Consider the following 25,201-nt stretch of genomic DNA (forward strand, 5'->3'; position numbering starts at 1 on the left):
TGCCGCGCCCGGCGAATGCCTTGGGAGAGTCAATATGCGTGCTGCTCAATTGAAAGCTGTATTGCCTCGGGAGCTGCTCGCGTCCGTGGTTGTGTTTCTGGTCGCCCTGCCCTTGTGCATGGGCATCGCGATTGCGTCTGGCATGCCGCCGGCCAAAGGGCTGATCACCGGGATCATCGGTGGCCTGGTGGTGGGTTGGCTGGCTGGATCGCCGCTGCAGGTCAGCGGGCCCGCCGCCGGTTTGGCAGTGTTGGTGTTCGAACTGGTGCGCCAGCACGGCATGATGATGCTCGGCCCCATCCTGTTGCTGGCGGGGTTCCTGCAATTGGTGGCCGGGCGATTGCGTCTGGGCTGCTGGTTTCGCGTCACGGCGCCGGCGGTGGTGTACGGCATGCTGGCGGGGATCGGCGTGCTGATTGTGCTCTCGCAGGTCCATGTGATGCTCGACGGCGCGCCCAAGCCTTCCGGGCTGGATAACCTGGCGGGCTTCCCGGCCGCGGTGGTTGAGGCGATACCAACCCTGGGCGCAGGCCTTGGCTGGCAAGCGGGTTTGCTGGGGCTGTCGACGATGCTGGTGATGTACCTGTGGGATAAATTGCGCCCGCAAAAACTGCGGTTTGTGCCAGGCGCCTTGTTGGGCGTGGGCTTGGCGACGGTCACCAGCCTGGTGCTGGCGTTGCAGGTCAAGCGTGTGGAAGTCCCGGAAAACCTTGCCGATGCCATTGACTGGCTACGCCCCAGCGATTTGCTGAACCTGGCCGATCCGCAACTGTTGATCGCCGCGTTCGCCGTGGCCTTTATCGCCAGCGCCGAAACCCTGCTGTCGGCTGCTGCGGTTGACCGCATGCACAGCGGCCAGCGCTCGGATTTCGACAAGGAATTGTCCGCTCAAGGTGTAGGCAACATGCTTTGTGGCCTGGTCGGCGCGCTGCCGATGACCGGCGTGATTGTGCGCAGCTCGGCCAACGTGCAGGCCGGTGCGACCACGCGCTTGTCGGCGATGTTCCACGGTGTATGGCTGCTGGGGTTCGTGCTGTTGCTGTCGAGCGTGCTGCAAAGCATCCCGGTGGCGAGCCTGGCGGGCGTGCTGGTGTACACCGGGATCAAGCTGGTGGACGTGAAAGCATTTCGCGCATTGGGCCGATACGGGCGGATGCCGATGTTCACCTATGCCGCGACGGCGCTGGCGATCATCTTTACCGACTTGCTGACCGGTGTACTGGTGGGCTTCGGGCTGACGTTGGTCAAGTTGGCCTTCAAGGCGTCGCGACTGAAAATCAGCCTGATCGACCTGCCCCAGGACGGTGAGATGGAGTTGCGCCTGACCGGTGCGGCGACCTTCCTGAAAGTGCCGGCACTGACCCAAGTGATGTCGACGGTGCCCGCAGGGACCACGTTGCATGTGCCGCTGAGCAACTTGAGTTACATCGACCATTCCTGCCTGGAGTTGCTGGAGGAATGGGGCCGGGCCAATGCGGCCAAAGGCTCTACGCTTGTGATCGAGGCGCGCGGCTTGAAGCGCCGGCTGGAAGGCCGGGTGCGCACGACGGTGGGGATAGGTTCGGCACCGTCCACTAGCTGACGGAACCCAATCAAAAATGTGGGAGCGGGCTTGCTCGCGAAAGCGGTGTATCAGTCAAAGCAATGTCGACTGATCTACCGCATTCGCGAGCAAGCCCGCTCCCACATGGGTTTTGCATCATATTGAAGAGTTAAGCAGGCTGATCCAGCGCCAACTCAACCCCCAGCTGCCGCGACAGGCACGGCCAGCGCTTCCACGCCGCTTCCGTGTTCGGGCTCTTGAGCGTCTCGCGGTAAGCCTCGACCGACTCCAGCGCAAAGCTGTCTTCGTTGAGCATTTCATCCACCGCCAAATGCACGGCTTCGTCCAACTGGTTGGCAAATGCTTCGCCGATCAGCTGATGAGCGATCAAGTTGGCCACGGTGGTGTCCGCTGGAATCAACGGCTGACCGAAGTGCGTGATGTACAGATCGTTGACTTCTTCTACCAGGCGATGGGCCAGGTAGGCCTCGTCCAGCAGGCCGTCGAGGCCTTCGTGGCCGGCAAGAATCGCGGGCGGTTGCAGGAAGAAATGCTCGGCGATTTTCAGTACCGGCTTGATCTGGCTTTCGATGCCAGCTTCGCGCGCCACGTCATTGGCGGCTTCCAGCAAGTCAGGGACAAGCTCGATGTAGGCAGTAACAAAACGGGTCATGACAATGTTGCGATCACCGTCAGCCAGGGAAATGGCCGAATGCAGGTGCGGCAATTGTTTTTCCAGTTGCTGGGCAAGCTGGCCAGTGCTGGCTTCGTGTTGATGGGCACGGGAAATCTGCTCGCGCAATGCGGCGGTGTTCATGAAAGCTCCATTGAAACAGGCGTAGGAAAAGGGAAAGAACAAGGTAGCTCGTTTATACGAGGGCCTAAGACGCGTTTGTCATAATTATTTCATGGTTATGCGCATGCGTTATATCGAATCGCCATCGTTCGTCGGATAAACGTTTGCGCCCCCGTATTTATTGGGCCCGCCCGTCTGTTTGTGCTCATTTGCCCCTACACATTGCGGGGTTGCCCCGGCTGTCTATACTCGATTTTGTACGCAATTAGCTGATGACGCCCAACTGCATGAAGCAGGCAAGGCTTGGCGGTTGTAAGCAGTATGGAAGCCGCTCCCTTCGCCGCAGGTGCAAACCGGCGGGATAACAAGAAACATAAAGGGGAACCCGCAATGACGCGACATCCACACGTTTGGATGGGCCTACTGTTGTGGTCGGTATTCGGCCAGGCGCACGCCGCCTGGACAACGAATATGGCGCCAGGGGCTACTGAAGTCAGTCACGCCGTGTTTGACCTGCACATGACCATCTTCTGGATTTGTGTGGTGATCGGCATTGTCGTGTTTGGCGCGATGTTCTGGTCGATGATCCTGCACCGCCGGTCCACGGGCCAGGTGGCTGCCAAATTTCACGAGAGCACGACCGTGGAAATCCTCTGGACCGTAGTGCCCTTGCTTATCCTGGTAGCGATGGCCATTCCGGCGACCAAGACCCTGATCAACATCTACGACAGCACCGAGTCGGATATCGATATCCAGGTCACCGGTTATCAGTGGAAGTGGCATTACAAATACCTGGGCCAGGACGTGGAATTCTTCAGCAACCTGGCCACCCCTGCCGAGCAGATCCATAACCAGGCCACCAAGGGCGAGCACTATCTGCTCGAAGTCGACCAGCCCCTGGTGCTGCCGGTAGGCGCCAAAGTGCGCTTTCTGGTGACTGCCGCCGACGTGATCCATTCGTGGTGGGTGCCGGCCTTTGCGGTCAAGCGCGACGCTATTCCCGGCTTCGTCAACGAGGCCTGGACGCGCATCGAGAAGCCCGGCATCTACCGTGGCCAGTGCGCTGAATTGTGCGGCAAGGACCACGGCTTCATGCCGATTGTGGTCGAGGTCAAATCCCAGGCCGACTACGACACTTGGCTCGGCGAGCGCAAGGCAGAAGCGGCCAGGCTCAAGGAGCTGACCTCCAAAGAGTGGACGCTTGAAGAGCTGGTGGCGCGTGGCGACAAGGTTTACCACACCACCTGCGTGGCCTGTCACCAGGCTGAGGGCCAAGGCCTGCCGCCGATGTTCCCGGCGCTCAAAGGCTCGCCGATCGCCACCGGGCCTAAGGAAGATCACCTGCACCGCGTGTATTTCGGCAAGCCTGGCACCGCCATGGCCGCCTTCGGCAAACAGCTGTCGGAGGTGGACATCGCCGCCGTGGTGACCTACGAACGCAACGCCTGGGGCAACAACAAAGGCGACATGGTCACGCCCAAAGACGTGCTGGCTTTGAAACAGGCGGAAAGCAAATGACGGCCTCAACTGCGTATGCCCTGAACCGCACAGCCCATTCCTTTGCAGGAGAACGGCCATGAGCACTGTGATCGATGACCATGGTCACGCCGACCATGCCCATGGCCCCGCCAAAGGCCTGATGCGCTGGGTGCTGACCACCAACCACAAAGACATCGGCACGATGTACCTGTGGTTCGCCTTCACCATGTTCCTGCTCGGCGGCTCGTTCGCCATGGTGATCCGCGCCGAGCTGTTCCAGCCCGGCCTGCAGATCGTGCAGCCGGCGTTCTTCAACCAGATGACCACCATGCACGGCCTGATCATGGTGTTCGGCGCGGTGATGCCGGCCTTTGTCGGCCTGGCCAACTGGATGATCCCGCTGATGATCGGCGCGCCGGACATGGCCCTGCCGCGCATGAACAACTTCAGTTTCTGGCTGCTGCCAGCGGCGTTCCTGTTGCTGGTTTCCACGTTGTTCACACCCGGCGGCGGGCCGAATTTCGGCTGGACCTTCTACGCCCCGCTGTCCACCACCTACGCGCCGGAAAGTGTGACGTTCTTTATTTTTGCCATCCACCTGATGGGCATCAGTTCGATCATGGGCGCGATCAACGTGGTCGCGACCATTCTCAACCTGCGCGCCCCTGGCATGACCCTGATGAAGATGCCGCTGTTTGTCTGGACCTGGCTGATCACCGCGTTCCTGTTGATCGCGGTGATGCCGGTGCTGGCCGGCTGCGTGACCATGATGCTGATGGACATCCACTTCGGCACCAGCTTCTTCAGTGCCGCCGGTGGCGGTGACCCGGTGCTGTTCCAGCACGTGTTCTGGTTCTTCGGTCACCCCGAGGTGTACATCATGATCCTGCCGGCTTTCGGCGCCGTCAGCTCGATCATCCCGACCTTCTCGCGCAAGCCGCTGTTCGGCTACACCTCGATGGTCTACGCCACGGCGAGCATCGCGTTCCTGTCGTTCATTGTGTGGGCGCACCACATGTTCGTGGTGGGCATACCGCTGGTGGGCGAGCTGTTCTTCATGTACGCCACGCTGCTGATCGCCGTGCCGACGGGCGTGAAGGTGTTCAACTGGGTCAGCACCATGTGGCAAGGCTCGCTGACCTTCGAGACGCCGATGCTGTTTGCCGTGGCCTTCGTGATCCTGTTCACCATTGGCGGCTTCTCCGGCCTGATGCTCGCGATTGCCCCGGCGGACTTCCAGTACCACGACACCTACTTTGTGGTGGCGCATTTCCATTACGTACTGGTGCCTGGCGCGATCTTCGGCATCTTCGCCTCGGCCTACTACTGGCTGCCCAAATGGACTGGGCACATGTACGACGAAACCCTGGGCAAGCTGCACTTCTGGCTGTCCTTCATCGGCATGAACATGGCGTTTTTCCCGATGCACTTCGTGGGACTGGCCGGCATGCCGCGCCGGGTGCCGGACTACAACCTGCAGTTCGCCGACTTCAACATGGTCTCCTCGATTGGCGCCTTCATGTTTGGCGCCACGCAGATCTTCTTTCTGTTCATTGTCATCAAGTGCATCCGCGGCGGCCCGCCGGCGCCGGCCAAGCCGTGGGATGGCGCCGAAGGCTTGGAGTGGAGCATCCCCTCGCCCGCGCCGTATCACACGTTCACCACGCCGCCGGAGGTCAAGTGAATACCCGGTTCGCCATGCCTATACAAATCCCCTGTGGGAGCGGGCTTGCTCGCGAAAGCGGTGTTTCAGTCGCCGCAAATAGTGCCTGGCTTACCGCATTCGCGAGCAAGCCCGCTCCCACATTGACCGTGTTCGGTTCAGGTGATCGCCATGCTTGAGTCCATCCCCATCAAGCGCCTGGTCACCCGCCTGCTGATTCTGGTGGTGGCGATGTTCGCCTTCGGCTTTGCCCTGGTGCCGATTTACGACGTGATGTGCAAGGCGTTCGGCATCAACGGCAAGACCGCCGGGCAGTACGAAGGTGAGCAAGTCGTCGACCCCACGCGCCAGGTGCGAGTGCAGTTCCTGTCGACCAATGCCATCGACATGGTCTGGGAGTTTCACTCCAAGGCTGACGAAGTGGTGGTCAACCCCGGTGCGGTCACCGAGATGCTGTTCGTCGCCTACAACCCCACCGACAAGGTCATGAAAGCCCAGGCAGTGCCGAGCATTTCCCCGGCCGAAGCGGCGATGTACTTCCACAAGACCGAGTGCTTTTGCTTCACCCAGCAAGTGCTGCAGCCCGGTCAGCGCATTGAAATGCCGGTGCGTTTTATCGTCGACCGCGACATGCCCAAGGATGTGAAGCATTTGACCCTGGCATACACGCTGTTTGACATCACTGCGCGCCAACCGCCGGTGGCCGTCCATACCGGCGGCTAGCTACTGTTTGCCCCCTCAATCAGGAGAGCGAATACATGTCGTCTCATGATACGTACTACGTACCAGCGCAAAGCAAATGGCCAATAATTGCCACCCTGGGCATGCTCACCACCGTGTACGGTTTGGCTGTGTGGTTTAACGATCTGAAGGCGGCGCGCCCGGAATCCCACGGGCCGTGGATCTTTTTCGTCGGTGGGCTGTTGCTGGCCTATATGCTGTTCGGCTGGTTTGGCGCGGTGATCAAGGAAAGCCGCGCCGGTTTGTACAGCCCGCAGATGGACCGCTCGTTTCGCTGGGGCATGACCTGGTTCATCTTTTCCGAGGTGATGTTCTTCGTCGCGTTCTTTGGCGCCCTGTTTTATGTGCGGCACATGTCGGGCCCATGGCTGGGCGGTGAAGGGCACAAGGGCATCGCGCACATGCTGTGGCCGAATTTTCAGTTCACCTGGCCGCTGCTCAACAACCCTGACCCAAAAATGTACCCGCCACCGGAGGGCACCATCAGCCCCTGGGGCTTGCCGCTGATCAATACGATCTTGCTGGTCAGCTCCAGCGTGACCATCACCCTCGCCCACCATGCCTTGCGCAAGGGCCACCGCGGCGCACTGAAAATCTGGCTGGCGCTGACCGTGCTGCTGGGCTGGGCGTTCCTGGCCTTCCAGGCCGAGGAGTACATGCACGCCTACAAAGAACTGGGCCTGACCCTCGGCTCGGGCGTGTACGGCGCGACCTTCTTCATGCTCACGGGCTTTCACGGCGCTCACGTAACCATCGGCACCATCATTCTGTTCGTGATGCTGATGCGCATCCTGCGCGGGCATTTCAATGCCGAGCACCAGTTTGGTTTCGAGGCAGCCAGCTGGTATTGGCACTTTGTGGATGTGGTGTGGATCGGCCTGTTCTTCTTCGTGTATGTGCTGTGAGGCGCCTTACCACGGCGCATGAGACACCAGCTGGCCGCTGAAAAAGCCCCAGGCGATCAAGCCCACGGTGATCGCGGCCAGTACGACACGCACGGTCAAGGCAGTGACGAGGCGGTTGGAGTTGCCCTCGTCCTTGACCAGAAAGAACAAACCACTGAACAGGCTCACGACAGTTGCGATCAGCATCAGGGCAATGGCTGCTTTGAGCATGGTCAGGTTCCCTTCGGATGGGCGGGCAATGAAAACAAGTATAGCCAGCGCCATAAAAGACTTTCGCCCAGGGCTCGCACCCACGCTGGTGGTGCTGGTGCTGCTGCCGTTGATGGTGGGCCTGGGGTTCTGGCAACTGGCGCGCGGCCATGAAAAACAGTTGCTGGTGGACAGTTACGCCGAGCGGCGCGTGGCCGATCCCATCAGCAGTGTTCAGCTCAATGAGATGCCCGACCCCGCCTTTCGCCGCGTGCGCCTGCGCGGCCAGTTCGACGCCGATCACAGCGTGTTGCTCGACAACCGCATGCGCGACGGCAAGGCCGGCGTCGAGTTGCTGCAACCCTTTCATGATCAGGCCAGCGGCCAGTGGCTGTTGCTCAATCGCGGCTGGCTGCCGTGGCCGGACCGGCGCACGCCACCGGTCTTCACCACACCCGATCAACCGTTGAATCTCGACGCCTGGGTATACGTCGCCCCCGGCGAAACCTTCCAACTGCACGCCGACCCAGCCACCACGCAATGGCCGCGCTTGCTCACAGCGCTGCACCCCGCCGCCCTGTGGAGTGAGTTGGGCCGTGGCGGTTTTGCCTACGAACTGCGCGCCGAACCCGGCCCGGGCACGTATGACACCACGTGGCCGGTAGTCGCCATGGGCCCGGAAAAACATTTGGGGTACGCCGTGCAGTGGTTCGCCATGGCCTTGGCGCTGCTGGCGCTGTACCTCTACCTCGGATGGCACAACAAAAAGGAGAAGTCCCATGGGAGCGGCCATGAATCCACCCAGCATGTCTGAGGCGCCCGACCGGCGCAAAGGCCGCTGGCAGCTGATTTTGATCCTGATGATGGTGATAGGCCCGATGGCGCTGGCCACTTTCATGTACAAGTTGCAATTCTGGGTGCCGGACAGCCGCAGCTACCACGGCGAACTGATCGGCAACGGCCAGACCCGCGCCGACATTGGCGTGCAGGCCGATGAAGATCGCTGGCAACTGCTGGTCACCGCGCCCACCGCCTGCGCCGCTGAGTGCCAGCAGTTGGTATACCTGGCGCGCCAACTGCAAATCAGCCTGGGCCGTGATGCCTCGCGCGCCAGCCATGCCTTGGCCAGTGCGCAGCCAGTGAGCAGCGCCTACGCGGCCAAGCTCAAAGCCGAATACCCGCAACTGCACCGCTACCCGCTGGACCTGTCGACCTTCACCAAGGACGCCGCCGCACCCGGCGATGCGCAACTGTGGATCGTCGACCCGCACGGCAACTTGGTGCTGCGCTACGACGCCAAGGTCAAGGGCAAGGACCTGCTCAACGACCTGCGCTTGCTGCTGAAACTGTCGAACATCGGATAAGGGCATCGTCATGGCCAAACCTGGATTTCGCCTCGCGTTGTTTGCCACCTTGCTCGCGCTGATCGTCGTGCTGCTCGGCGCCTATACGCGCCTGACCCATGCCGGCCTCGGTTGCCCGGACTGGCCCGGCTGTTACGGTTTTATCAGCGTGCCGCAGAGCGAAGCCCAACTGGCGCACGCCGAGCTGCACTTCCCTGATACGCCGGTGCAGGCCGACAAGGGCTGGGCCGAGATGACCCATCGCTACTTTGCCGGCACTTTGGGGTTACTCATCGTGCTGTTGGCGGCGCGTTCGTGGAGCCATCGGCGTGATCCGGGCCAGCCGGTGAAACTGCCGCTGTTTGTGTTGGCGGTGGTGTTCGCCCAGGCCGCGTTTGGCATGTGGACGGTGACATTGAAGCTGTGGCCGCAAGTTGTCACCGGCCATCTGCTCGGCGGTTTTGCCACCTTGAGCTTATTGTTTCTGCTGACCCTGCGACTGTCCGGCGTGCTGCCCGCGTTGATCGTGCCCAGGCGCCTGCAATATTGGGCGACCGCCGGGTTGGTGCTGGTAATCGGGCAAATTGCGCTGGGTGGCTGGGTCAGTTCCAACTATGCGGCGGTGGCCTGTATCGACCTGCCCACGTGTCATGGCCAGTGGTGGCCGGCGGCGGACTTTGCCAACGGCTTTCATCTCACTCAGCACATCGGGCCCAACTATCTCGGTGGCCAGCTCGACAGCGAAGCGCGTACCGCTATCCACCTGACCCATCGCCTTGGCGCGATGCTGGTGACACTGGTGCTGTTGGGGCTGGCCTGGCAATTGCGCGCAGTGGGCATGACGCGACTGGCGGGCTTGTTGCTGATCGCCCTGGCGGTGCAAATCAGCCTGGGCGTGAGCAATGTGGCGTTCGGCCTGCCGCTGCCGGTGGCGGTCGGCCATAACGCAGGCGGCGCAGCGTTGCTGCTGACATTGGTGCTGGTCAATTACCACGCGCGCACCAGCCTGGTCCGGGTGCGCCATCAGTTGCCGTTCGGCTGGCGCTTCATTCCGCGCAAACACGTTTCGGGCCTCATCACCCTTAAAGGAGAGACGCCATGGCGACCTTGATCGACGCGCGCCGCGATCAGGCGATCTGGCGAGATTACCTGGAGCTGACCAAGCCAAAGGTGGTGGTGCTGATGCTCATCACCTCCTTGGTGGGCATGTTCCTCGCCACCCGCGCCGGGGTGCCATGGGCGGTGCTGATTTTTGGCAACCTGGGCATTGCGCTGTGTGCCGGCGGTGCGGCGGCGGTCAACCATGTGGTGGATCGGCGCATCGATGCGGTGATGGCGCGCACGCATAAGCGGCCGATGGCCGAAGGGCGGGTGTCGCCGGTGGCGGCATTGGCCTTTGCTTTGTTTCTGGCTGTTGCAGGCTTGGCCTTGCTGCTGGCGTTCACCAATCCACTGGCGGCCTGGTTGACGCTGGCTTCGTTGCTCGGCTACGCGGTGATCTACACCGGCTTCCTCAAGCGCGCAACGCCACAAAACATCGTCATCGGCGGCCTCGCCGGCGCGGCGCCGCCGCTGTTGGGCTGGGTTGCCGTGACCGGGCATGTCAGCGCCGAGCCGCTGCTGCTGGTGTTGATCATCTTCGCCTGGACCCCGCCGCACTTCTGGGCCCTGGCCATTCACCGCAAGGAGGAATACGCCAAGGCCGACATCCCGATGCTGCCGGTCACCCACGGCGAGCACTACACGAAGGTGCACATCCTGCTCTACACCTTCGCCCTGCTGGCGGTGAGCCTGATGCCGTATGTGATTCACATGAGTGGCCTGCTGTACCTGGCGTGCGCGCTGGTGTTGGGCGCACGCTTTCTGCAATGGGCCTGGGTGCTGTACCGTGGCAGCCAGCCGCACGCGGCGATCAACACCTTCAAGTACTCTATCTGGTACCTGTTTGTGCTGTTTATCGCCCTGCTCGTAGACCACTACTTACTGTTGAACCTATGACTCGAACTCAAAAAACCGTCTTTATCCTGGTGGCCATCGTCGCGTTGATCATGGGCCTGACCGTCAACAAAGTGCTCAGCGGCAAAGGCCAGGGCGACCCTACTGCGCTGATCGACGCGGGTATCATCCTGCTGCCGCAAAGCCGCCAGCTGCCGCCGGTGACCATGACAGACCAGAACGGCCAGCCGGTGGTGGTCAACGAGTTGAAAGGCAAATGGAGCCTGCTGTTTTTCGGCTACACCTTCTGCCCCGACATCTGCCCCACCACCCTCGCCCAACTGCGCCAGATCAAGAGCGAGCTGCCCAAAGAGGCGGTGGATAAGTTGCAGGTGATTCTGGTCAGCGTTGACCCGAACCGCGACACACCGGCTCAGCTCAAGCAATACCTGGGCTACTTCGACCCGCAATTCGAAGGCCTGACCGGCGCGAATGTGGACGATGTGCAGAAGGTCTCGAATGCGGTGAGCATCCCGTTTATTCCAGCGGATACCAGCAAGCCCAACTACACCGTCGACCACAGCGGCAACCTGGCGCTGATCGGGCCGGACGGCACGCAGCGCGGGTTTATTCGTGCGCCGCTGAACAATCAAAAGCTGGTAGCGCAGTTACCGGGGTTGCTGCAGCGTAAATAGCAGGCACCGCACCATACATGTGGGAGCTGGCGTGCCTGCGTGGGCGGTGGATCAGAGGCTGATAGGCTGACTGACCCACCGCCATCGCAGGCAAGCCAGCTCCCACATGTATGGTGCAAGGTTTGAACAACGCGTAGCGGGTAAGTGCGCCGGCCTGATCTTCCAAACAACACAAAAACAAATGTGGGAGGGGGCTTGCCCCCGAAGGCGGTGGTTCAGTCGACAAATTCGGTGACTGACACAGCGCCTTCGCGAGCAAGCCCGCCCCCACAGGGGTTTTGTGCAAGGTTTGAACAATGCGTAAGCAGGCAAGTGCGCCGGCCTGATCTTCCAAACAACACAAAAACAAATGTGGGAGGGGGCTTGCCCCCGAAGGGCCTGATCTTCCAAACAACACAAAAACAAATGTGGGAGGGGGCTTGCCCCCGAAGACGGTGGTTCAGTCGATAAATTCGGTGACTGACACTGCGCTTTCGCGAGCAAGCCTGCTCCCACAGGGGTTTTGTGCAAGGTTTGAACAACGCGTAAGCAGGCAAGTGTGCTGGCTTGATCTTCCAAACAACACAAAACAAATGTGGGAGGGGGCTTGCCCCCGAAGGCGGTGGGCCAGTCACCATCTTCGGTGACTGACACTGCGCCTTCGCGAGCAAGCCCGCTCCCACATTTTTTGATCTTCAGAGTTTTGAAGATCGGGGCAGATCAGAACGCCGGCAGGATCGCGCCTTTGTACTTCTCAAGAATGAACGCTTTCACTTCCGGCGTGTGCAGGGCTGCAACCAGCTTCTTCACGGCGTCCGAGTCTTTGTTGTCTTCGCGGGTCACCAGGATGTTCACGTAAGGCGAGTCGTTGCCTTCGATCACCAGAGCGTCCTTGGATGGGTCCAGTTTGGCTTCCAGGGCGTAGTTGGTGTTGATCAGCGCCAGGTCGACCTGGGTCAGCACGCGCGGCAGTGTGGCGGCTTCCAGTTCGCGGAATTTGAGGTTTTTCGGGTTACCGGAGATGTCCTTGATGGTCGACAGGATGTTGGTCGGGTCCTTCAGGGTGATCAGGTTGTGCTTGGCCAGCAGCAGCAACGCGCGGCCACCGTTGGTGGCGTCGTTCGGGATCACGACATTGGCGCCATCCGGCAGGTCTTCGAGTTTTTTGTACTTGCTGGAGTAGGCGCCCAAGGGCTCCAGGTGCACGGCACCGACGCTCACCAGGTGAGTGCCCTTGGCCTTGTTGAACTCATCCAGGTACGGCTGGTGCTGGAAGAAGTTGGCGTCCAGGCGCTTTTCAGCCACTTGTACGTTCGGCTGCACGTAGTCGGTGAAGACTTTGACCTGCAGGTCCACGCCTTCTTTGGCGAGTGCGGGCTTCACAAACTCCAGGATTTCCGCGTGCGGCACTGGCGACGCGGCGACCGTGAGGGTCTCGGCAGCGTGGGCGGAAAACGCGGCAACGGCAGCGAAAGCAACCAGTAGTTTTTTCATCCAGCAAGCTCCTTGTTCGGGCATGCGCCGGCGGGGGCCGGCCATGGCCGTTATTTTCGAGAAAAGTGCACCACCAGCTTATCGCCGACGGTTTGCAGAATTTGCACCAGGATCAGCAGCATCACCACAGTGACAACCATCACGTCAGTCTGGAAGCGCTGGTAACCAAAGCGGATCGCCAGGTCGCCCAAACCGCCGGCGCCGACAACACCGGCCATGGCCGTGTAGGAAACCAGTGTAATGGCCGTCACCGTAATCGCAGCGAAAATACCGGGACGCGCTTCGGGCAGCAGTGCATTGATGATGATCTGACGCGTGCTGGCACCCATGGACTGCGTGGCTTCGATGATGCCGCGGTCCACTTCACGCAAGGCGGTTTCCACCAGGCGCGCGAAGAACGGCGTCGCGCCTACGACCAGTGGCGGAATCGCACCGGCCACGCCCAGCGAGGTGCCGGTGATCAGTATGGTGAACGGGATCATCACGATCAGCAGGATGATGAACGGCAGCGAACGCAAGATGTTCACGATCAGCGACAGCAGCGCGTACAGGCCTTTTTGTTCGAACAGTTGGCGCGGGCTGGTCAGAAACAGCAGCACACCCAGTGGCAGGCCGAGCAGGATGGTAAAGAACAGCGAACCGAGCAGCATGGTCATGGTGTCGCCGGTGGCGAGCCAGATCTCGGACCAGTCGATATTGGCGAAGAAACTCAACAGGATTTCCATTAGCGCAGAACCTCCATGTGGACGTCTGCCGCGGTAAAGCGGGCGAAAGCGGCGTCCATGTCCCCGCCGGTGACGGCGAGGGTCAGTTGGCCGTAGGGAATGTCTTTGATGCGGTCAATACGACCGGCGAGGATGCTGTAGTCCACGCCGGTTTCGCGGGCGACGGTACCCAGCAGCGGCGCGTAGGTTGCTTCGCCCTGGAACGTCAGACGCACGATACGGCCTGGCACGTGAGCAAAGTCATCGCGCTGCTCGCTTTCGTCGACCTGATCCGCTTCTTGCACAAAGCGCTTGGTGGTCGGGTGCTTGGGATGCAGGAACACATCGGCCACCGAACCTTGCTCGACGATCACGCCAGCATCCATCACCGCCACCTGGTCGCACACGCGGCGGATCACGTCCATCTCGTGGGTGATCAGCACGATGGTCAGCTTCAACTCGCGGTTGATCTCGGCCAGCAGTTGCAGCACCGAGGCGGTGGTTTGTGGGTCGAGGGCGCTGGTGGCTTCGTCGCACAGCAGAATTTTTGGCTTGGTTGCCAGGGCGCGGGCGATGCCGACGCGCTGCTTCTGGCCACCGGACAACTGCGCCGGGTATTTCTTGGCGTGGTCCGACAGGCCGACACGGGCGAGCAGCTCAGCCACGCGCTGGTCGATTTCCTTGCGCGACAGTTCGCCAGCCAGTGTCAGCGGCAGCGCCACGTTGTCGGCGACGGTCTTGGAGGCCAGCAGGTTGAAGTGCTGGAAGATCATCCCGACTTGCTGGCGGAAACGGCGCAGGCCGTTGGCGTCCAGGGCGGTGACTTCTTCGCCGTCGACATTGATCTGGCCACCGCTGGGTTGCTCCAGGCGGTTAATCAGACGCAACAGGGTACTTTTTCCCGCACCGGAGTGGCCAATCAGGCCGAACACCTGGCCGTTTTCGACACGCAGGCTGGTGGGGTGCAGCGCGGGGATTTCCTTACCGGCGACGCGGTAGGTTTTATGGACGTTATGAAACTCGATCACGTAGCGAACCTTGTGGGGGCGCATGGAAAAGGGATCAGCGGTTAGCCGGGCGCGCATTTTAGCCTGTCCGTATAGTGTTTCTTAGCATTTATTTCGCATTCAACCAGCGATTTGGCAATAACGCGATCAAAGGTCATAAAAAAGGAACGGTGCAAATCCGTGTCAGTCACTACTTAAGCAACTCAATTTCCCAGGTGCCGTGCCTGGGGGTTTGCTCAAACGAGCCGGGGACCGCTCTGGCCAATTTGAATAAGGAGTTTTGACTGATGAGTACCAAGAAGCCAGCTACCCCGCCGAAGAGTGAACTCGCGGGCACCGATACCCTGGACCGTGGCAACACCAACGCCAAGCTGCAGGCCCTGGAAGAGTTCCGTTCCGACGCAACCGGCCAGGCGCTGCGCACCAATCAAGGCGTAAAGATTTCTGACAACCAGAACACCCTGAAAGTCGGCGCCCGTGGCCCATCGCTGCTGGAAGACTTCATCATGCGTGAAAAAATCACGCACTTTGACCATGAGCGTATCCCGGAGCGCATCGTGCATGCTCGCGGCACTGGCGCCCACGGCTATTTCCAGACCTATGAGAACCATTCGGCGCTGAGCAAGGCCGGTTTCCTGCGCAACCCCGAGCATAAAACCCCGGTGTTTGTGCGGTTCTCCACCGTACAGGGCCCGCGTGGCTCGGGCGATACGGTGCGTGACGTGCGCGGTTTTGCTGTGAAGTTCTTCACCGACGAAGGTAACTTCGACCTGGTGGGCAACAACATGCCGGTGTTCTTTATTCAGGACGCGATCAAGTTTCCTGACTTCGTGCACGCGGTCAAACCTGAGCCGCATAACGAGATTCCCACCGGCGGTTCTGCCCACGACACGTTCTGGGATTTCGTCTCGCTGCAGCCAGAATCCGCGCACATGGTGCTGTGGGCCATGTCCGACCGTGCCATCCCCAAAAGCCTGCGCGCCATGCAGGGCTTTGGCATTCACACCTTCCGCTTGATCAATACCGAAGGTAAGTCGAGCTTTGTGAAATTCCACTGGCATCCAAAAGTGGGCACCTGCTCGCTGGTGTGGGACGAAGCGCAAAAGCTTGCCGGTAAAGATACCGATTACCACCGTCGCGACCTGTGGGAAGCGATTGAAAGCGGCGACTACCCTGAGTGGGAATTGGGCGTGCAAATCGTTGCGGAAGAAGACGAGCACAAGTTCGACTTCGACCTGCTCGACCCGACCAAGATCATCCCTGAAGAATTGGTGCCGATTACGCCGCTGGGCAAGATGGTGCTTAACCGTAACCCGGATAACTTCTTCGCTGAGGTTGAACAGGTGGCTTTTTGCCCGGGCCATATCGTGCCGGGTATCGACTTCACCAACGACCCACTGCTGCAAGGCCGTCTGTTTTCCTACACGGATACTCAGATCAGCCGTCTCGGTGGCCCGAACTTTCATGAGCTGCCGATCAATCGGCCGGTCACGCCGTTCCATAACGGCCAGCGCGACGCTCAGCATCGCACCGTGATCGACAAAGGCCGCGCGGCCTACGAGCCGAACTCGATTGACGGCGGCTGGCCGAAAGAAACGCCACCGGCTGCGCAGGATGGCGGTTTCGAGACCTATTACGAACGTGTCGACGCCAACAAAGTGCGTGAGCGCAGCGAGTCGTTTGGCGATCACTTCTCGCAAGCCACGCTGTTTTTCCACAGCATGAGCCACCACGAGAAAGAGCATATCATCGCGGCGTACAGCTTCGAGTTGGGCAAAGTGGAGCGTGAGTTTATCCGCGCCCGTCAGGTCAACGAGATTCTGGCCAATATCGACCTGGAGCTGGCCAAGCGCGTAGCACAGAACCTCGGTTTGCCGGCGCCAACCAAAGGCACCGTGCCACCGCGTGAGTCGTCGCTCAAAGAGTCGCCAGCGTTGAGCCAGGTGAACCTGCTGTCGGGCGATATCAAAACGCGCAAAGTTGCGATCCTCGCGGCTAACGGCGTGGACGGCGCGGCAATTGCTGCGTTGAAGAAAGCGCTGGAAGCTGAAGGTGCACACGCCAAGCTGCTGGGGCCAACTTCGGCGCCGGTGACCACCGCCGATGGCAAGAGCCTGAAGGTGGATGCGTCGATGGAAGGCATGCCGTCGATTGCCTTTGACGCAGTGTTCGTACCGGGCGGCGCCAAGTCGGTGCAGGCATTGAGCGGGGATGGTGTGGCGTTGCACTTCCTGCTGGAGGCGTACAAGCACCTGAAGGCGATCACGGTTGCCAATGATGCCAAGCCGTTGCTGGATCTGCTGAAGCTTGAAGTGGATGCGGGGCTGATCGTGGGGTCGGATGCGAAAGCGTTCAAGGCGTTCTTTGCCGCGATTGCACAGCACCGGGTTTGGGATCGTGAGCCTAAGGCTAAGGCTATTCCGGCTTAAGTTATCGGCTGTTTGTTAGATCGCCATCGCGGGCAAGCCCGCTCCCACATTTGAATGTATTCACAGTTCAAAATGTGGGAGCAGGCTTACCTGCGACGCTTTTATTGCGCCTTGCGCGGAATCAGCACTACCTGCGCCGGAATGTGTTTCACAATCTGCCGGTGAATCTTCAGGTCATACCCCGAATCAATTCGCTTCACCCGTTTGGTCAGCAATGTGGCCAGCCATGGGTAGTCCTGCGTGCGCGACGCCTGAATGGTCACGTCGCACTGGTAATTCACCACGTCGGTGGCGATAGCGTCCAGTTGATGGCGAAGTTCTTCGATATCGACGAGGTTCAGCGCCACAGTGGTGCTTTCAGCGGCCGGGTCGATGACCTTGGCAGGCGGCTTGGCTTCAGCGGCTTTCAAGGCGGCTTCGGCTTTATCCAGCTCGGCTTTGCGCGCATGGCTGATGGCGCTGTTGACGCCACCGGTCAGTGCCGGGGCCTTGGGCATCAGCGCACGTGCACGGCTCAGGGCCGTGGCGGCAGCGTTGACATCGCCTTTTTGCAGCACAATCTGGCTGCGCTGCAAGTAGGCTTCGGCCAATTGACGCTGGTAAGGCTCAAGGGCCGGGTCGTTGGGCGACTGGGCCTGTAACGCGGCCAATTCGTCTTCGGCAGTGGCAAGCTCGCTGCTGGCCAGGTTTTGCTCCAGCTGCGCGATAGCCGCAGCGCGTGCGTCCGGTACCTCGGGGGCGGCGGGCGGCGTACTTTGACAGGCGCCCAGCAGCAGGGAAAATGCGGCAAGGAGCAGATAACGGGCGTTGAACAGCTTCATTCCTGCGACTCTCTAGTTGCGCAAAAAGCGAGCAAGTCTACACCCCTCGACGGGGCAGGACAAAACTCAGCAGAAAGAGGGCGGCCGCCGTGACGACAATCGACGGGCCGGCTGGCGTGTCCTTGAACCACGACAGCGCCAGGCCCCCGCACACCGCAAGCATGCCCAACAGGCTGGCGCCGATCGCCATTTGCTCGGGTGAGCGCGCATGGCGTTGGGCGGCGGCTGCGGGAATGATCAGCAGCGAGGTGATCAACAATACGCCGACAATCTTCATCGCGACAGCAATCACCACCGCGATCAACAGCATCAGGGTCATGCGCAGGGCGGGCACGGGCAAACCTTCCACCGTGGCCAGCTCTTCATGCACGGTGATCGCCAGCAACGGGCGCCACAGAGCCACCAGCAAGAGCAGCACGGCGGCGCTGCCACCGAGGATCCACGCAAGGTCTGTAGGGCTGATCGCCAGCAGGTCGCCGAACAGGTAGGCCATCAGGTCGATGCGCACTTCATGCATGAAGCTCAGCACCACCAGGCCCAGGGACAGGGTGCTCGGCGCCAGGATCCCCAGCAGTGTGTCGGAGGCCAGCGGTTGGCGCTGTTGCAGGGTCACCAGCAGCACCGCCAGCAGCAGGCAGCCCACGGTGACGGCGATGGTCGGGCTCACGTCCAGCAAAAAGCCCATGGCCACGCCCAGCAGCGCGGCATGCGACAACGTGTCGCCAAAATAGGCCATGCGCCGCCAGACCACGAACGAGCCCAACGGGCCCGCCACCAGCGCCAGAGCCAAGCCTGCCAGCAGGGCGTAGAGCAGAAAATCAGCCATGCTTGCAGCTATCTCCATGAACATGTGTATGAGGGGCGGCGGGATCGTCAACCACGGCGCCGTGCAAATCATGGGCGTGGTCGTGATGGTGGTGGTAGATCGCCAGGCTCGGGGCATTCTTGCCGAACAGCTCGACAAACGCCGGGTCGCTACTGACCTGCTCCGGGTGGCCGGAGCAGCAAACGTGGCGGTTGAGGCACACCACCTGATCGGTGGTGCTCATGACCAGGTGCAGGTCGTGGGAGACCATCAACACGCCACAGCCGTGGCGGTCACGCAGGCGGGTAATCAGGCTGTACAGCTCGGCCTGGCCGGCAACGTCAACGCCTTGCACGGGTTCATCGAGCACCAGCAGTTCAGGCTCGCGCAGCAAGGCGCGGGCCAGCAGCACGCGCTGCATTTCGCCGCCGGAGATGCTTTGCACCGGGCTGTCGATCACCTGTTCGGCACCGACCTCCTTGAGCGCAGCCTGCGCGCGGGCGCGGTCTACACCGGGCACCAGGCGCAAAAAGCGCAGCACGGACAGCGGCAGTGTCGGGTCGACGTGCAATTTTTGCGGCATGTAACCGACGCGTAGCTTGGGCTTGCGCCATACGCTGCCACTGTCCGGCTTCAACAAACCGAGTACTGCGCGCACCAGCGTGGTCTTGCCGGCGCCATTGGGGCCGATCAGCGTGACGATCTGGCCCGGCTCGACGCTCAGCCCGATGTTATCCAGCACGTTTTGCCCGGCGAACGTGACACCAACCCCTTCGAGGCGGATTAACGCATTGCTCATCAAGCCCCCTGGCAACCCGAGCAGAGCCCGACCACTTCGACCGTTTGCCCTTCGACCCTGAAGCCGACGTCGGCCGAGCTTTTGATGATGGCGTCGCTGATGCTTTTTTGTTCAAGCTCGATGGCCGCATGGCACTCGCGGCAGATCAGGAACTGGCCCTGATGCGCGTGTTCCGGGTGGTTGCAGCCAACAAAGGCATTGAGGGAGGCGATGCGGTGCACCAGGCCGTTTTCCAGCAGGAAATCCAGCGCGCGGTACACCGTCGGCGGCGCGGCGCGGCGGCCGTCCTGCTCGCTGAGCACGCCAAGAATGTCGTAGGCGCCCAGCGGCTTGTGGCTTTGCCACACCAGTTCCAGCACCCGACGACGCAGCGCGGTCAGGCGCAGGCCCTTCTGTGCGCACAGGGTATCGGCCTCCGACAGCGCGGTATGCACGCAGTGAGAGTGGTCGTGGGGGCGGCTGGCAATGGGTGTTTTAGGCATGAGCGGCGACAGACATTTGATAGAGACGTTATTATGTTACCCGTTCCTACGTCATTGAGTGGTCATCGTGTCCCGACTTTTTCCCGTTTTTGTCGTATTTGTCACCAGTTTGTTCATCGCCGGGGCCGCTCAGGCCGAGGTTAAGGTGCTGACGAGCATCAAGCCGTTGCAGTTGATTGCCGCGGCTGTGCAGGACGGTGTGGCCATTCCGGAGGTGTTGTTGCCGCCCGGCGCATCGCCGCACAACTACGCCCTGCGTCCATCCGACGTACGGCGCGTGCAGTCGGTGGACCTGCTTTATTGGATCGGCCCGGACATGGAAAGCTTTCTGCCGCGCGTGCTTAAAGGCCGAAGCCTGCCAACCGTGGCGGTGCAGGATCTTGCGGGGATGAAGTTGCGGCGTTTCGCCGAAGATAGCCACTCGCACGCCGATGATGCTGACGAACATGACCACGATCACCGCCCAGGCAGCCTGGATGCGCATTTGTGGTTGTCGACGGTCAACGCTCGGGTGATTGCGGCGCGCATGGCGGCCGACTTGAGCACTGCCGACCCGGCCAATGCCGCGCGGTATCAGAGCAACGTGCAGGCATTCGATGAGCGTCTGGATGCGTTGGATGCCCGTTTGAAGGCGCGCTTGGCGAGTGTGGGCGACAAGCCTTACTTCGTGTTCCACGAGGCCTTTGATTACTTCGAAGACGCTTACGGGCTCAAGCACGCTGGCGTATTCAGCGTGGCCGCCGAAGTGCAGCCCGGCGCCCAGCACGTGGCAGCAATGCGTACGCGGTTGCAGGAAGTCGGCAAGACCTGTGTGTTCAGCGAGCCGCCGTTGCGTCCGCGCTTGGCTGAGACGTTGGTGGCGGGGTTGCCGGTGAAGTTGGCGGAGCTGGATGCGTTGGGCGGTTACACCCCGGCCACAGCGCAGGGTTACGAGCAGGTGCTGGAGAAGTTGGGGAATGACCTGGCTGGGTGCCTGGAGTCATTGTAATAGCCGACACAGAACCACTGTGGGAGCGGGCTTGTGTGGGAGCGGGCTCGCTCGCGAATGGGAGTGTCAGTAAATACCTCTGTTACTGACCCACCGCATTCGCGAGCAAGCCCGCTCCCACATTTTCTGACCGAGTGCAGCTTTAGAGCGCGAACGGCAGATGGAGCGTGACCTGCTGACGCTGCGCCAGCCGATGCTCGAACTCCGCAGGGTCATGAATCAACACGTCCTGCCCGGCAAACGACTCCGCGGCGATCAGGCGTGACAGCCAGAAGCGCACGCACGCCACGCGCAACATCGTCGGCCACAACTCGGCTTCCTTAGCCGTAAAAGGCCGCAGGCCCGCGTAGGCACCTAGCAGTGCACGGGCGCGTTGCCCATCAATCGCGCCCTCGGCGTCCGAACACCAGTCATTCAAAGCGATCGCCACGTCGTACAGCATCGGGCCTGAGCAAGCGTTGTAAAAGTCGATCAGCCCGGTCAGGTGTGTGCCTTCGAACATCGCGTTATCGCGGAACAGATCGGCGTGAACGTTGGCGCGTGGCAGCGCGAGAATGTGAGTCTTGTGGGCTTCGATCTCGCTCAGTGCGTCTTGCAGCAGGCGCTGCTGCGCGTCGTTAAGGTGCGAAATCAGCTGCGCCCCTTCGGTGAGCATCCAATCCAGCCCGCGATCAGTCTTGCGCTCCAGCACTTTCTCGCCCTGAGTGGCCAGGTGCAAATGGCCGAGCAGGTCGCCAACCTGGGCGCAATGCTGTGCGTTGGCTTCCTTGATGTGCTTGCCGGCCAGGCGTGGTTGCAGCAGCGCCGGTTTGCCCTTCAATTCGCGCAAGGCCACGCCGTCGGTGGTGCGCAGCGCATAGGGCACCGGCAAGTCAGCGTCATGGAGCACGTCGAGCAGTTCGATGAAAAACGGCATTTCTGCGACTGGGCCGCGCTCAACCAAGGTCAGAACGAATTCGCCCTGTTCCAGGCTGACAAAGAAGTTGGTGTTTTCGCTACCGGCGGCAATCCCCTGGAAATCAAGCAGGCGGCCGAGCCCGTAAGGGGCGAGAAAGGTTTCCAGCTCGGGCCGAGCCAGCGGGGTGAACACAGACATGGTTAAAACTGCCAGTACGGGCGCCGCGAGGGGCGGCGCCAATTTAAGTTAAGAAATCATTTCCATTCGAAGATCTTCCATGACGGAATCAGCATATCCGGCTGGTCAGAACGGATAAAGTTCGCATCGGTTCCGTCCGCGCGCACCAGGAAATATGGCGGCGCGCCCTTTACGGTGACCTTGATCGCGTACAGGAAACCGTTTTGGCGGTACTCCTGGATGGTTCTATCACCTTCGGTGCGGATCGTGACTTCCGGGTCTGCCGAGGGTGCGCTGTCAGCTGCCGTGGCGGCCAGCGGCAAGAACGCAATCAAGCCGGTCAACAACAGGCGATTTACTGTACGCATGATAACCTTGTCCCTTTGTCGTCATTGGTCCGGCTATTCTAGCGCCTGACCCGCCGAAAAGGTTGATCCTGCTCATGAGCCAAGCCCCCCTCGTCCTGGTGGACGGTTCTTCTTATCTGTACCGCGCCTTTCACGCGCTGCCACCGCTGACCACTTCCAAAGGCCTGCCGACCGGTGCGGTCAAGGGCGTGTTGAACATGCTCAAAAGCCTGCGCAGGCAGTACCCGGACAGCCCGTTTGCCGTTGTTTTCGACGCCAAGGGTGGGACATTTCGCGATGAAATGTTCGCCGAATACAAGGCCAACCGCCCGAGCATGCCCGATGACATGCGCCTGCAAATCGAGCCGCTGCACCAAAGTGTCATCGCGCTGGGCTTCCCGCTGCTGTGCGTCGAAGGCGTCGAGGCCGATGACGTCATCGGCACTTTGGCCCGCAGCAGTGCGGCGGCGGACCGCCCGGTAGTAATTTCTACCGGCGACAAGGACATGGCGCAGTTGGTCGACGGGCACATTACCTTGGTCAACACCATGACCGGTAGCGCTATGGACATTGAGGGCGTGAAGGAGAAATTCGGTGTCGCTCCCGAGCAGATCATCGATTACCTGGCGCTGATGGGCGATTCGTCCGACAACATCCCGGGCGTTCCGGGCATTGGCCCGAAGACCGCGTCCGGCTTGCTCGTAGGCGTGAATGGCGGCCTCAAAGAGCTTTATGAGCAGCTGGATATCGTGCCGACCCTGCCGATTCGCGGGGCCAAGAACCTGCCGGCCAAGCTGGAAGAGCACAAGGAGATGGCGTTCCTGTCCTATCAACTGGCGACGATCAAAATCGACGTACCGCTGGATGTAGGCCTGGAAGATCTGCACCTGATCGAGCCTGACCGTGAAAAGCTGCTGGAGCTGTACACGCTGCTGGAGTTCAAGAGCTGGATTGATGAGATTCAGCGCGACGCCAAGCGTGTCGAGCTCAAGGCTTCGACCGAGGCGGCGCCGTCTGCCGAAGCCGTGGCTGAGGTAGTAGCGGCCGCGCCGGCGGAGGCGTCCTACACGACCATCCTGGACCAGGCGACTTTCGATAGCTGGCTGAAGAAGCTCAACGACGCCAAGCTGTTCGCATTCGATACCGAAACCACCGGGATCGACGCGCAAAAAGCGCAGTTGGTTGGGGTTTCCTTCGCCGTGCAGCCGCATGAAGCCGCCTACATCCCGTTGACCCATTCCTATGTCGGTGCGCCCGAGCAGTTGGATCGCGACACGGTTCTGTTGGCGTTGAAGCCGCTGCTCGAAGACCCGACCAAACTCAAGGTCGGCCAGCACGCCAAGTTCGACATGAACATCCTGGCCAATTGCGCCATCGGTGGTGACCCTGCGCACGGCATCACCGTGCGCGGCATCGCCTTCGACACCATGCTTGAATCCTACGTGTTGAATTCCACCGCGACCCGGCACGACATGGACAGCTTGGCCAAGAAGTACCTGGACTACGACACTGTCAGCTTCCAGGACATCGCCGGCAGAGGCGTCAAGCAACTGACATTCGACCAGATCGCGCTTGAGCAGGCCGGGCCATACGCAGCTGAAGATGCGGATATAACCCTGCGCCTGCACCAGGCGTTGCATGCACAGCTGTCAGCCATACCGAGCCTGGCCAGTGTGCTGACGGATATCGAAATCCCGTTGGTGCCGGTGCTGGCGCGTATCGAGCGCCAGGGCGCGTTCGTGGATAAGGACCTGCTGGGCATCCAGAGCATCGAGTTGGGTAACAAGATGGTTGAGCTGGAGCGCCAGGCGTTCGAGATCGCCGGTGAAGAATTCAACCTTGGTTCGCCCAAGCAGCTCGGGGCGATTCTCTACGAAAAGCTCGGCTTGCCGGTGTTGAAAAAGACGGGCAAGGGGCAGGCGTCCACGGCCGAGGAAGTGCTGGCCAAGTTGGCCGAAGACGACTTCCTGCTGCCCAAAGTGCTGATGCAGTACCGCAGCATGAGTAAGCTGAAAAGCACCTACACCGACCGGTTGCCCGAGCAGATCAACCCGCGTACCGGGCGTATTCACACCTCTTATCATCAGGCTGTGGCGGCGACCGGGCGATTGTCTTCGAGCGATCCGAACCTGCAGAACATTCCGGTGCGCACCGCTGAAGGGCGGCGGATTCGTCAGGCGTTTGTCGCGCCCAAGGGCTACAAGCTGCTGGCGGCGGACTATTCGCAGATCGAGCTGCGGATCATGGCGCACTTGTCCAAGGACGAGGGCTTGATGAACGCGTTCCGTAACGACTTGGACGTGCACACCGCTACAGCGGCCGAGGTGTTCAAGGTTGAGTTGGCTGAGGTCAGTTCCAACCAGCGTCGCAGTGCCAAAGCGATCAACTTTGGCCTGATCTACGGCATGGGCGCGCAGAAGCTGGGCAAGGATATCGGCGTCGATACCAAGACCGCCAAGGCGTATATCGACGTGTATTTCGCGCGCTACCCTGGCGTTCGCGAGTACATGGAGCGCACGCGTGCTCAAGCGGCCGATCAGGGCTATGTAGAAACCTTCTTCGGGCGTCGGCTGTACTTGCCGGATATCAATTCCAACAAGCCTCAGGAGCGAGCAGCTGCAGAGCGCACAGCGATCAACGCGCCGATGCAGGGCACTGCGGCGGACATCATCAAGAAGGCCATGGTGTTGGTGGATTACTGGCTGACGGAGTCGGGCCTGGATGCCAAGGTCATCCTGCAAGTGCACGATGAACTGGTGCTTGAGGTGCGCGAGGACTTGGTTGCGCACGTCAGCGAGAAGGTCCGCGAGTACATGAGCGCAGCGGCCAAGTTGGATGTACCGTTGGTGGTGGACGTAGGCGTGGGCGATAACTGGGACGAGGCGCACTGATTTCGCGGCTCTGCCACTGCCGGGGGTGGTGGCAGAGCGCTTTAGATCGGAAAACGGTGTCAGTTATTTCCAATAGTTTTTTTAACCTGCC

General features: G+C 60.8%; 24 protein-coding genes. 13 read left to right on the forward strand and 11 right to left on the reverse strand.

What is annotated here, in order from left to right; translation table 11 throughout:
- Positions 1-34 precede the first annotated feature (34 nt).
- On the forward strand, positions 35-1,582 hold the full coding sequence (locus FPT15_RS03310) for a SulP family inorganic anion transporter (RefSeq protein ID WP_145158494.1): 1,548 nt from the start codon (positions 35-37) through the stop codon (positions 1,580-1,582).
- 130 nt (positions 1,583-1,712) lie between these two features.
- Here the strand turns inward: FPT15_RS03310 and FPT15_RS03315 are convergent, their stop codons facing one another.
- On the reverse strand, positions 1,713-2,360 hold the full coding sequence (locus FPT15_RS03315) for a hypothetical protein (protein ID WP_145158496.1): 648 nt from the start codon (positions 2,358-2,360) through the stop codon (positions 1,713-1,715).
- 369 nt (positions 2,361-2,729) lie between these two features.
- Between FPT15_RS03315 and coxB the strand changes: the two genes are divergently transcribed.
- The 4 genes from coxB (at position 2,730) to FPT15_RS03335 (ending at position 7,127) form a co-directional block, all read left to right on the forward strand.
- A complete protein-coding gene (gene coxB / locus FPT15_RS03320) occupies positions 2,730-3,857 on the forward strand; it encodes a cytochrome c oxidase subunit II (protein ID WP_145158498.1) in 1,128 nt (375 codons plus the stop codon).
- 58 nt (positions 3,858-3,915) lie between these two features.
- Entirely contained in the window at positions 3,916-5,502 is a 1,587-nt protein-coding gene (ctaD, locus tag FPT15_RS03325) for a cytochrome c oxidase subunit I (protein WP_106576019.1), read from the forward strand.
- Positions 5,503-5,652: 150 nt separating this feature from the next.
- Positions 5,653-6,204, forward strand: a complete 552-nt coding sequence (locus FPT15_RS03330) for a cytochrome c oxidase assembly protein (protein WP_145158500.1) — start codon at positions 5,653-5,655, stop codon at positions 6,202-6,204.
- Positions 6,205-6,239: 35 nt separating this feature from the next.
- Positions 6,240-7,127 carry a cytochrome c oxidase subunit 3 gene (locus FPT15_RS03335; RefSeq protein WP_145158502.1) on the forward strand — a complete coding sequence of 296 codons (888 nt, stop codon included), beginning with the start codon at positions 6,240-6,242 and terminating at the stop codon, positions 7,125-7,127.
- A gap of 6 nt (positions 7,128-7,133) precedes the next feature.
- Here the strand turns inward: FPT15_RS03335 and FPT15_RS03340 are convergent, their stop codons facing one another.
- Positions 7,134-7,337: a twin transmembrane helix small protein gene (locus tag FPT15_RS03340; protein WP_016969525.1), complete on the reverse strand. Its 204-nt coding sequence runs from the start codon at positions 7,335-7,337 to the stop codon at positions 7,134-7,136.
- A gap of 28 nt (positions 7,338-7,365) precedes the next feature.
- Between FPT15_RS03340 and FPT15_RS03345 the strand changes: the two genes are divergently transcribed.
- Genes FPT15_RS03345 through FPT15_RS03365 form a run of 5 tightly spaced genes read left to right on the forward strand, consistent with a single transcriptional unit; the run spans position 7,366 to position 11,289 of the window.
- Positions 7,366-8,130: an SURF1 family protein gene (locus FPT15_RS03345; RefSeq protein ID WP_145158504.1), complete on the forward strand. Its 765-nt coding sequence runs from the start codon at positions 7,366-7,368 to the stop codon at positions 8,128-8,130.
- The gene (locus FPT15_RS03350) at positions 8,096-8,680 is read left to right on the forward strand and encodes a hypothetical protein (RefSeq protein ID WP_145158506.1); all 585 of its coding nucleotides are present in this window, start codon (positions 8,096-8,098) and stop codon (positions 8,678-8,680) included. Before FPT15_RS03345 ends, FPT15_RS03350 begins: the two co-directional genes overlap by 35 nt.
- A 10-nt stretch (positions 8,681-8,690) precedes the next feature.
- Positions 8,691-9,770 carry a heme A synthase gene (locus FPT15_RS03355; RefSeq protein WP_145158508.1) on the forward strand — a complete coding sequence of 360 codons (1,080 nt, stop codon included), beginning with the start codon at positions 8,691-8,693 and terminating at the stop codon, positions 9,768-9,770.
- Entirely contained in the window at positions 9,758-10,657 is a 900-nt protein-coding gene (gene cyoE, locus FPT15_RS03360) for a heme o synthase (RefSeq protein ID WP_106576024.1), read from the forward strand. The genes FPT15_RS03355 and cyoE overlap by 13 nt, the downstream gene beginning before the upstream one ends.
- On the forward strand, positions 10,654-11,289 hold the full coding sequence (locus FPT15_RS03365; RefSeq protein ID WP_145158510.1) for an SCO family protein: 636 nt from the start codon (positions 10,654-10,656) through the stop codon (positions 11,287-11,289). The genes cyoE and FPT15_RS03365 overlap by 4 nt, the downstream gene beginning before the upstream one ends.
- Positions 11,290-11,988: 699 nt before the next feature.
- Here FPT15_RS03365 and FPT15_RS03380 read toward each other — a convergent pair.
- From FPT15_RS03380 to FPT15_RS03390, 3 genes are read right to left on the reverse strand one after another with little or no spacing between them, the layout of a single operon-like run.
- Positions 11,989-12,762: a MetQ/NlpA family ABC transporter substrate-binding protein gene (locus FPT15_RS03380; protein ID WP_106576026.1), complete on the reverse strand. Its 774-nt coding sequence runs from the start codon at positions 12,760-12,762 to the stop codon at positions 11,989-11,991.
- A gap of 50 nt (positions 12,763-12,812) precedes the next feature.
- Positions 12,813-13,487: a methionine ABC transporter permease gene (locus FPT15_RS03385; protein ID WP_106576027.1), complete on the reverse strand. Its 675-nt coding sequence runs from the start codon at positions 13,485-13,487 to the stop codon at positions 12,813-12,815.
- Positions 13,487-14,494, reverse strand: a complete 1,008-nt coding sequence (locus tag FPT15_RS03390; RefSeq protein ID WP_145158580.1) for a methionine ABC transporter ATP-binding protein — start codon at positions 14,492-14,494, stop codon at positions 13,487-13,489. The genes FPT15_RS03385 and FPT15_RS03390 overlap by 1 nt, the downstream gene beginning before the upstream one ends.
- 266 nt (positions 14,495-14,760) lie before the next feature.
- On the opposite strand from FPT15_RS03390, the gene katE reads away from it, so the two are divergent.
- Positions 14,761-16,902: a catalase HPII gene (gene katE, locus FPT15_RS03395; protein ID WP_106576029.1), complete on the forward strand. Its 2,142-nt coding sequence runs from the start codon at positions 14,761-14,763 to the stop codon at positions 16,900-16,902.
- 101 nt (positions 16,903-17,003) lie between these two features.
- Here the strand turns inward: katE and FPT15_RS03400 are convergent, their stop codons facing one another.
- From FPT15_RS03400 to FPT15_RS03415, 4 genes are read right to left on the reverse strand one after another with little or no spacing between them, the layout of a single operon-like run.
- A complete protein-coding gene (locus tag FPT15_RS03400; RefSeq protein WP_145158516.1) occupies positions 17,004-17,723 on the reverse strand; it encodes a PA5502 family lipoprotein in 720 nt (239 codons plus the stop codon).
- 37 nt (positions 17,724-17,760) lie between these two features.
- The gene (gene znuB, locus FPT15_RS03405; protein ID WP_094949676.1) at positions 17,761-18,549 is read right to left on the reverse strand and encodes a zinc ABC transporter permease subunit ZnuB; all 789 of its coding nucleotides are present in this window, start codon (positions 18,547-18,549) and stop codon (positions 17,761-17,763) included.
- Positions 18,542-19,327, reverse strand: a complete 786-nt coding sequence (gene znuC, locus FPT15_RS03410; RefSeq protein WP_145158518.1) for a zinc ABC transporter ATP-binding protein ZnuC — start codon at positions 19,325-19,327, stop codon at positions 18,542-18,544. The genes znuB and znuC overlap by 8 nt, the downstream gene beginning before the upstream one ends.
- Positions 19,327-19,809, reverse strand: coding sequence for a Fur family transcriptional regulator (locus FPT15_RS03415; protein WP_106576033.1), 483 nt, complete (start codon positions 19,807-19,809; stop codon positions 19,327-19,329). Before FPT15_RS03415 ends, znuC begins: the two co-directional genes overlap by 1 nt.
- Positions 19,810-19,867: 58 nt before the next feature.
- On the opposite strand from FPT15_RS03415, the gene FPT15_RS03420 reads away from it, so the two are divergent.
- Positions 19,868-20,797, forward strand: a complete 930-nt coding sequence (locus FPT15_RS03420; RefSeq protein WP_145158520.1) for a zinc ABC transporter substrate-binding protein — start codon at positions 19,868-19,870, stop codon at positions 20,795-20,797.
- A 142-nt stretch (positions 20,798-20,939) separates the two neighbouring features.
- Here FPT15_RS03420 and FPT15_RS03425 read toward each other — a convergent pair whose 3' ends face one another.
- On the reverse strand, positions 20,940-21,893 hold the full coding sequence (locus FPT15_RS03425; RefSeq protein WP_145158522.1) for a homoserine kinase: 954 nt from the start codon (positions 21,891-21,893) through the stop codon (positions 20,940-20,942).
- Between the two features lie 56 nt (positions 21,894-21,949).
- Positions 21,950-22,240 carry a DUF2782 domain-containing protein gene (locus tag FPT15_RS03430; RefSeq protein ID WP_145158523.1) on the reverse strand — a complete coding sequence of 97 codons (291 nt, stop codon included), beginning with the start codon at positions 22,238-22,240 and terminating at the stop codon, positions 21,950-21,952.
- A gap of 74 nt (positions 22,241-22,314) precedes the next feature.
- Here FPT15_RS03430 and polA point away from each other — a divergent pair, with 74 nt between their 5' ends.
- Complete coding sequence (polA, locus tag FPT15_RS03435; protein ID WP_145158525.1) at positions 22,315-25,110, forward strand: DNA polymerase I; 2,796 nt, start codon at positions 22,315-22,317, stop codon at positions 25,108-25,110.
- Positions 25,111-25,201: the final 91 nt, after the last annotated feature.

The organism is Pseudomonas sp. RGB, from assembly GCF_007713445.1.
In the GTDB taxonomy this organism is placed as follows: domain Bacteria; phylum Pseudomonadota; class Gammaproteobacteria; order Pseudomonadales; family Pseudomonadaceae; genus Aquipseudomonas.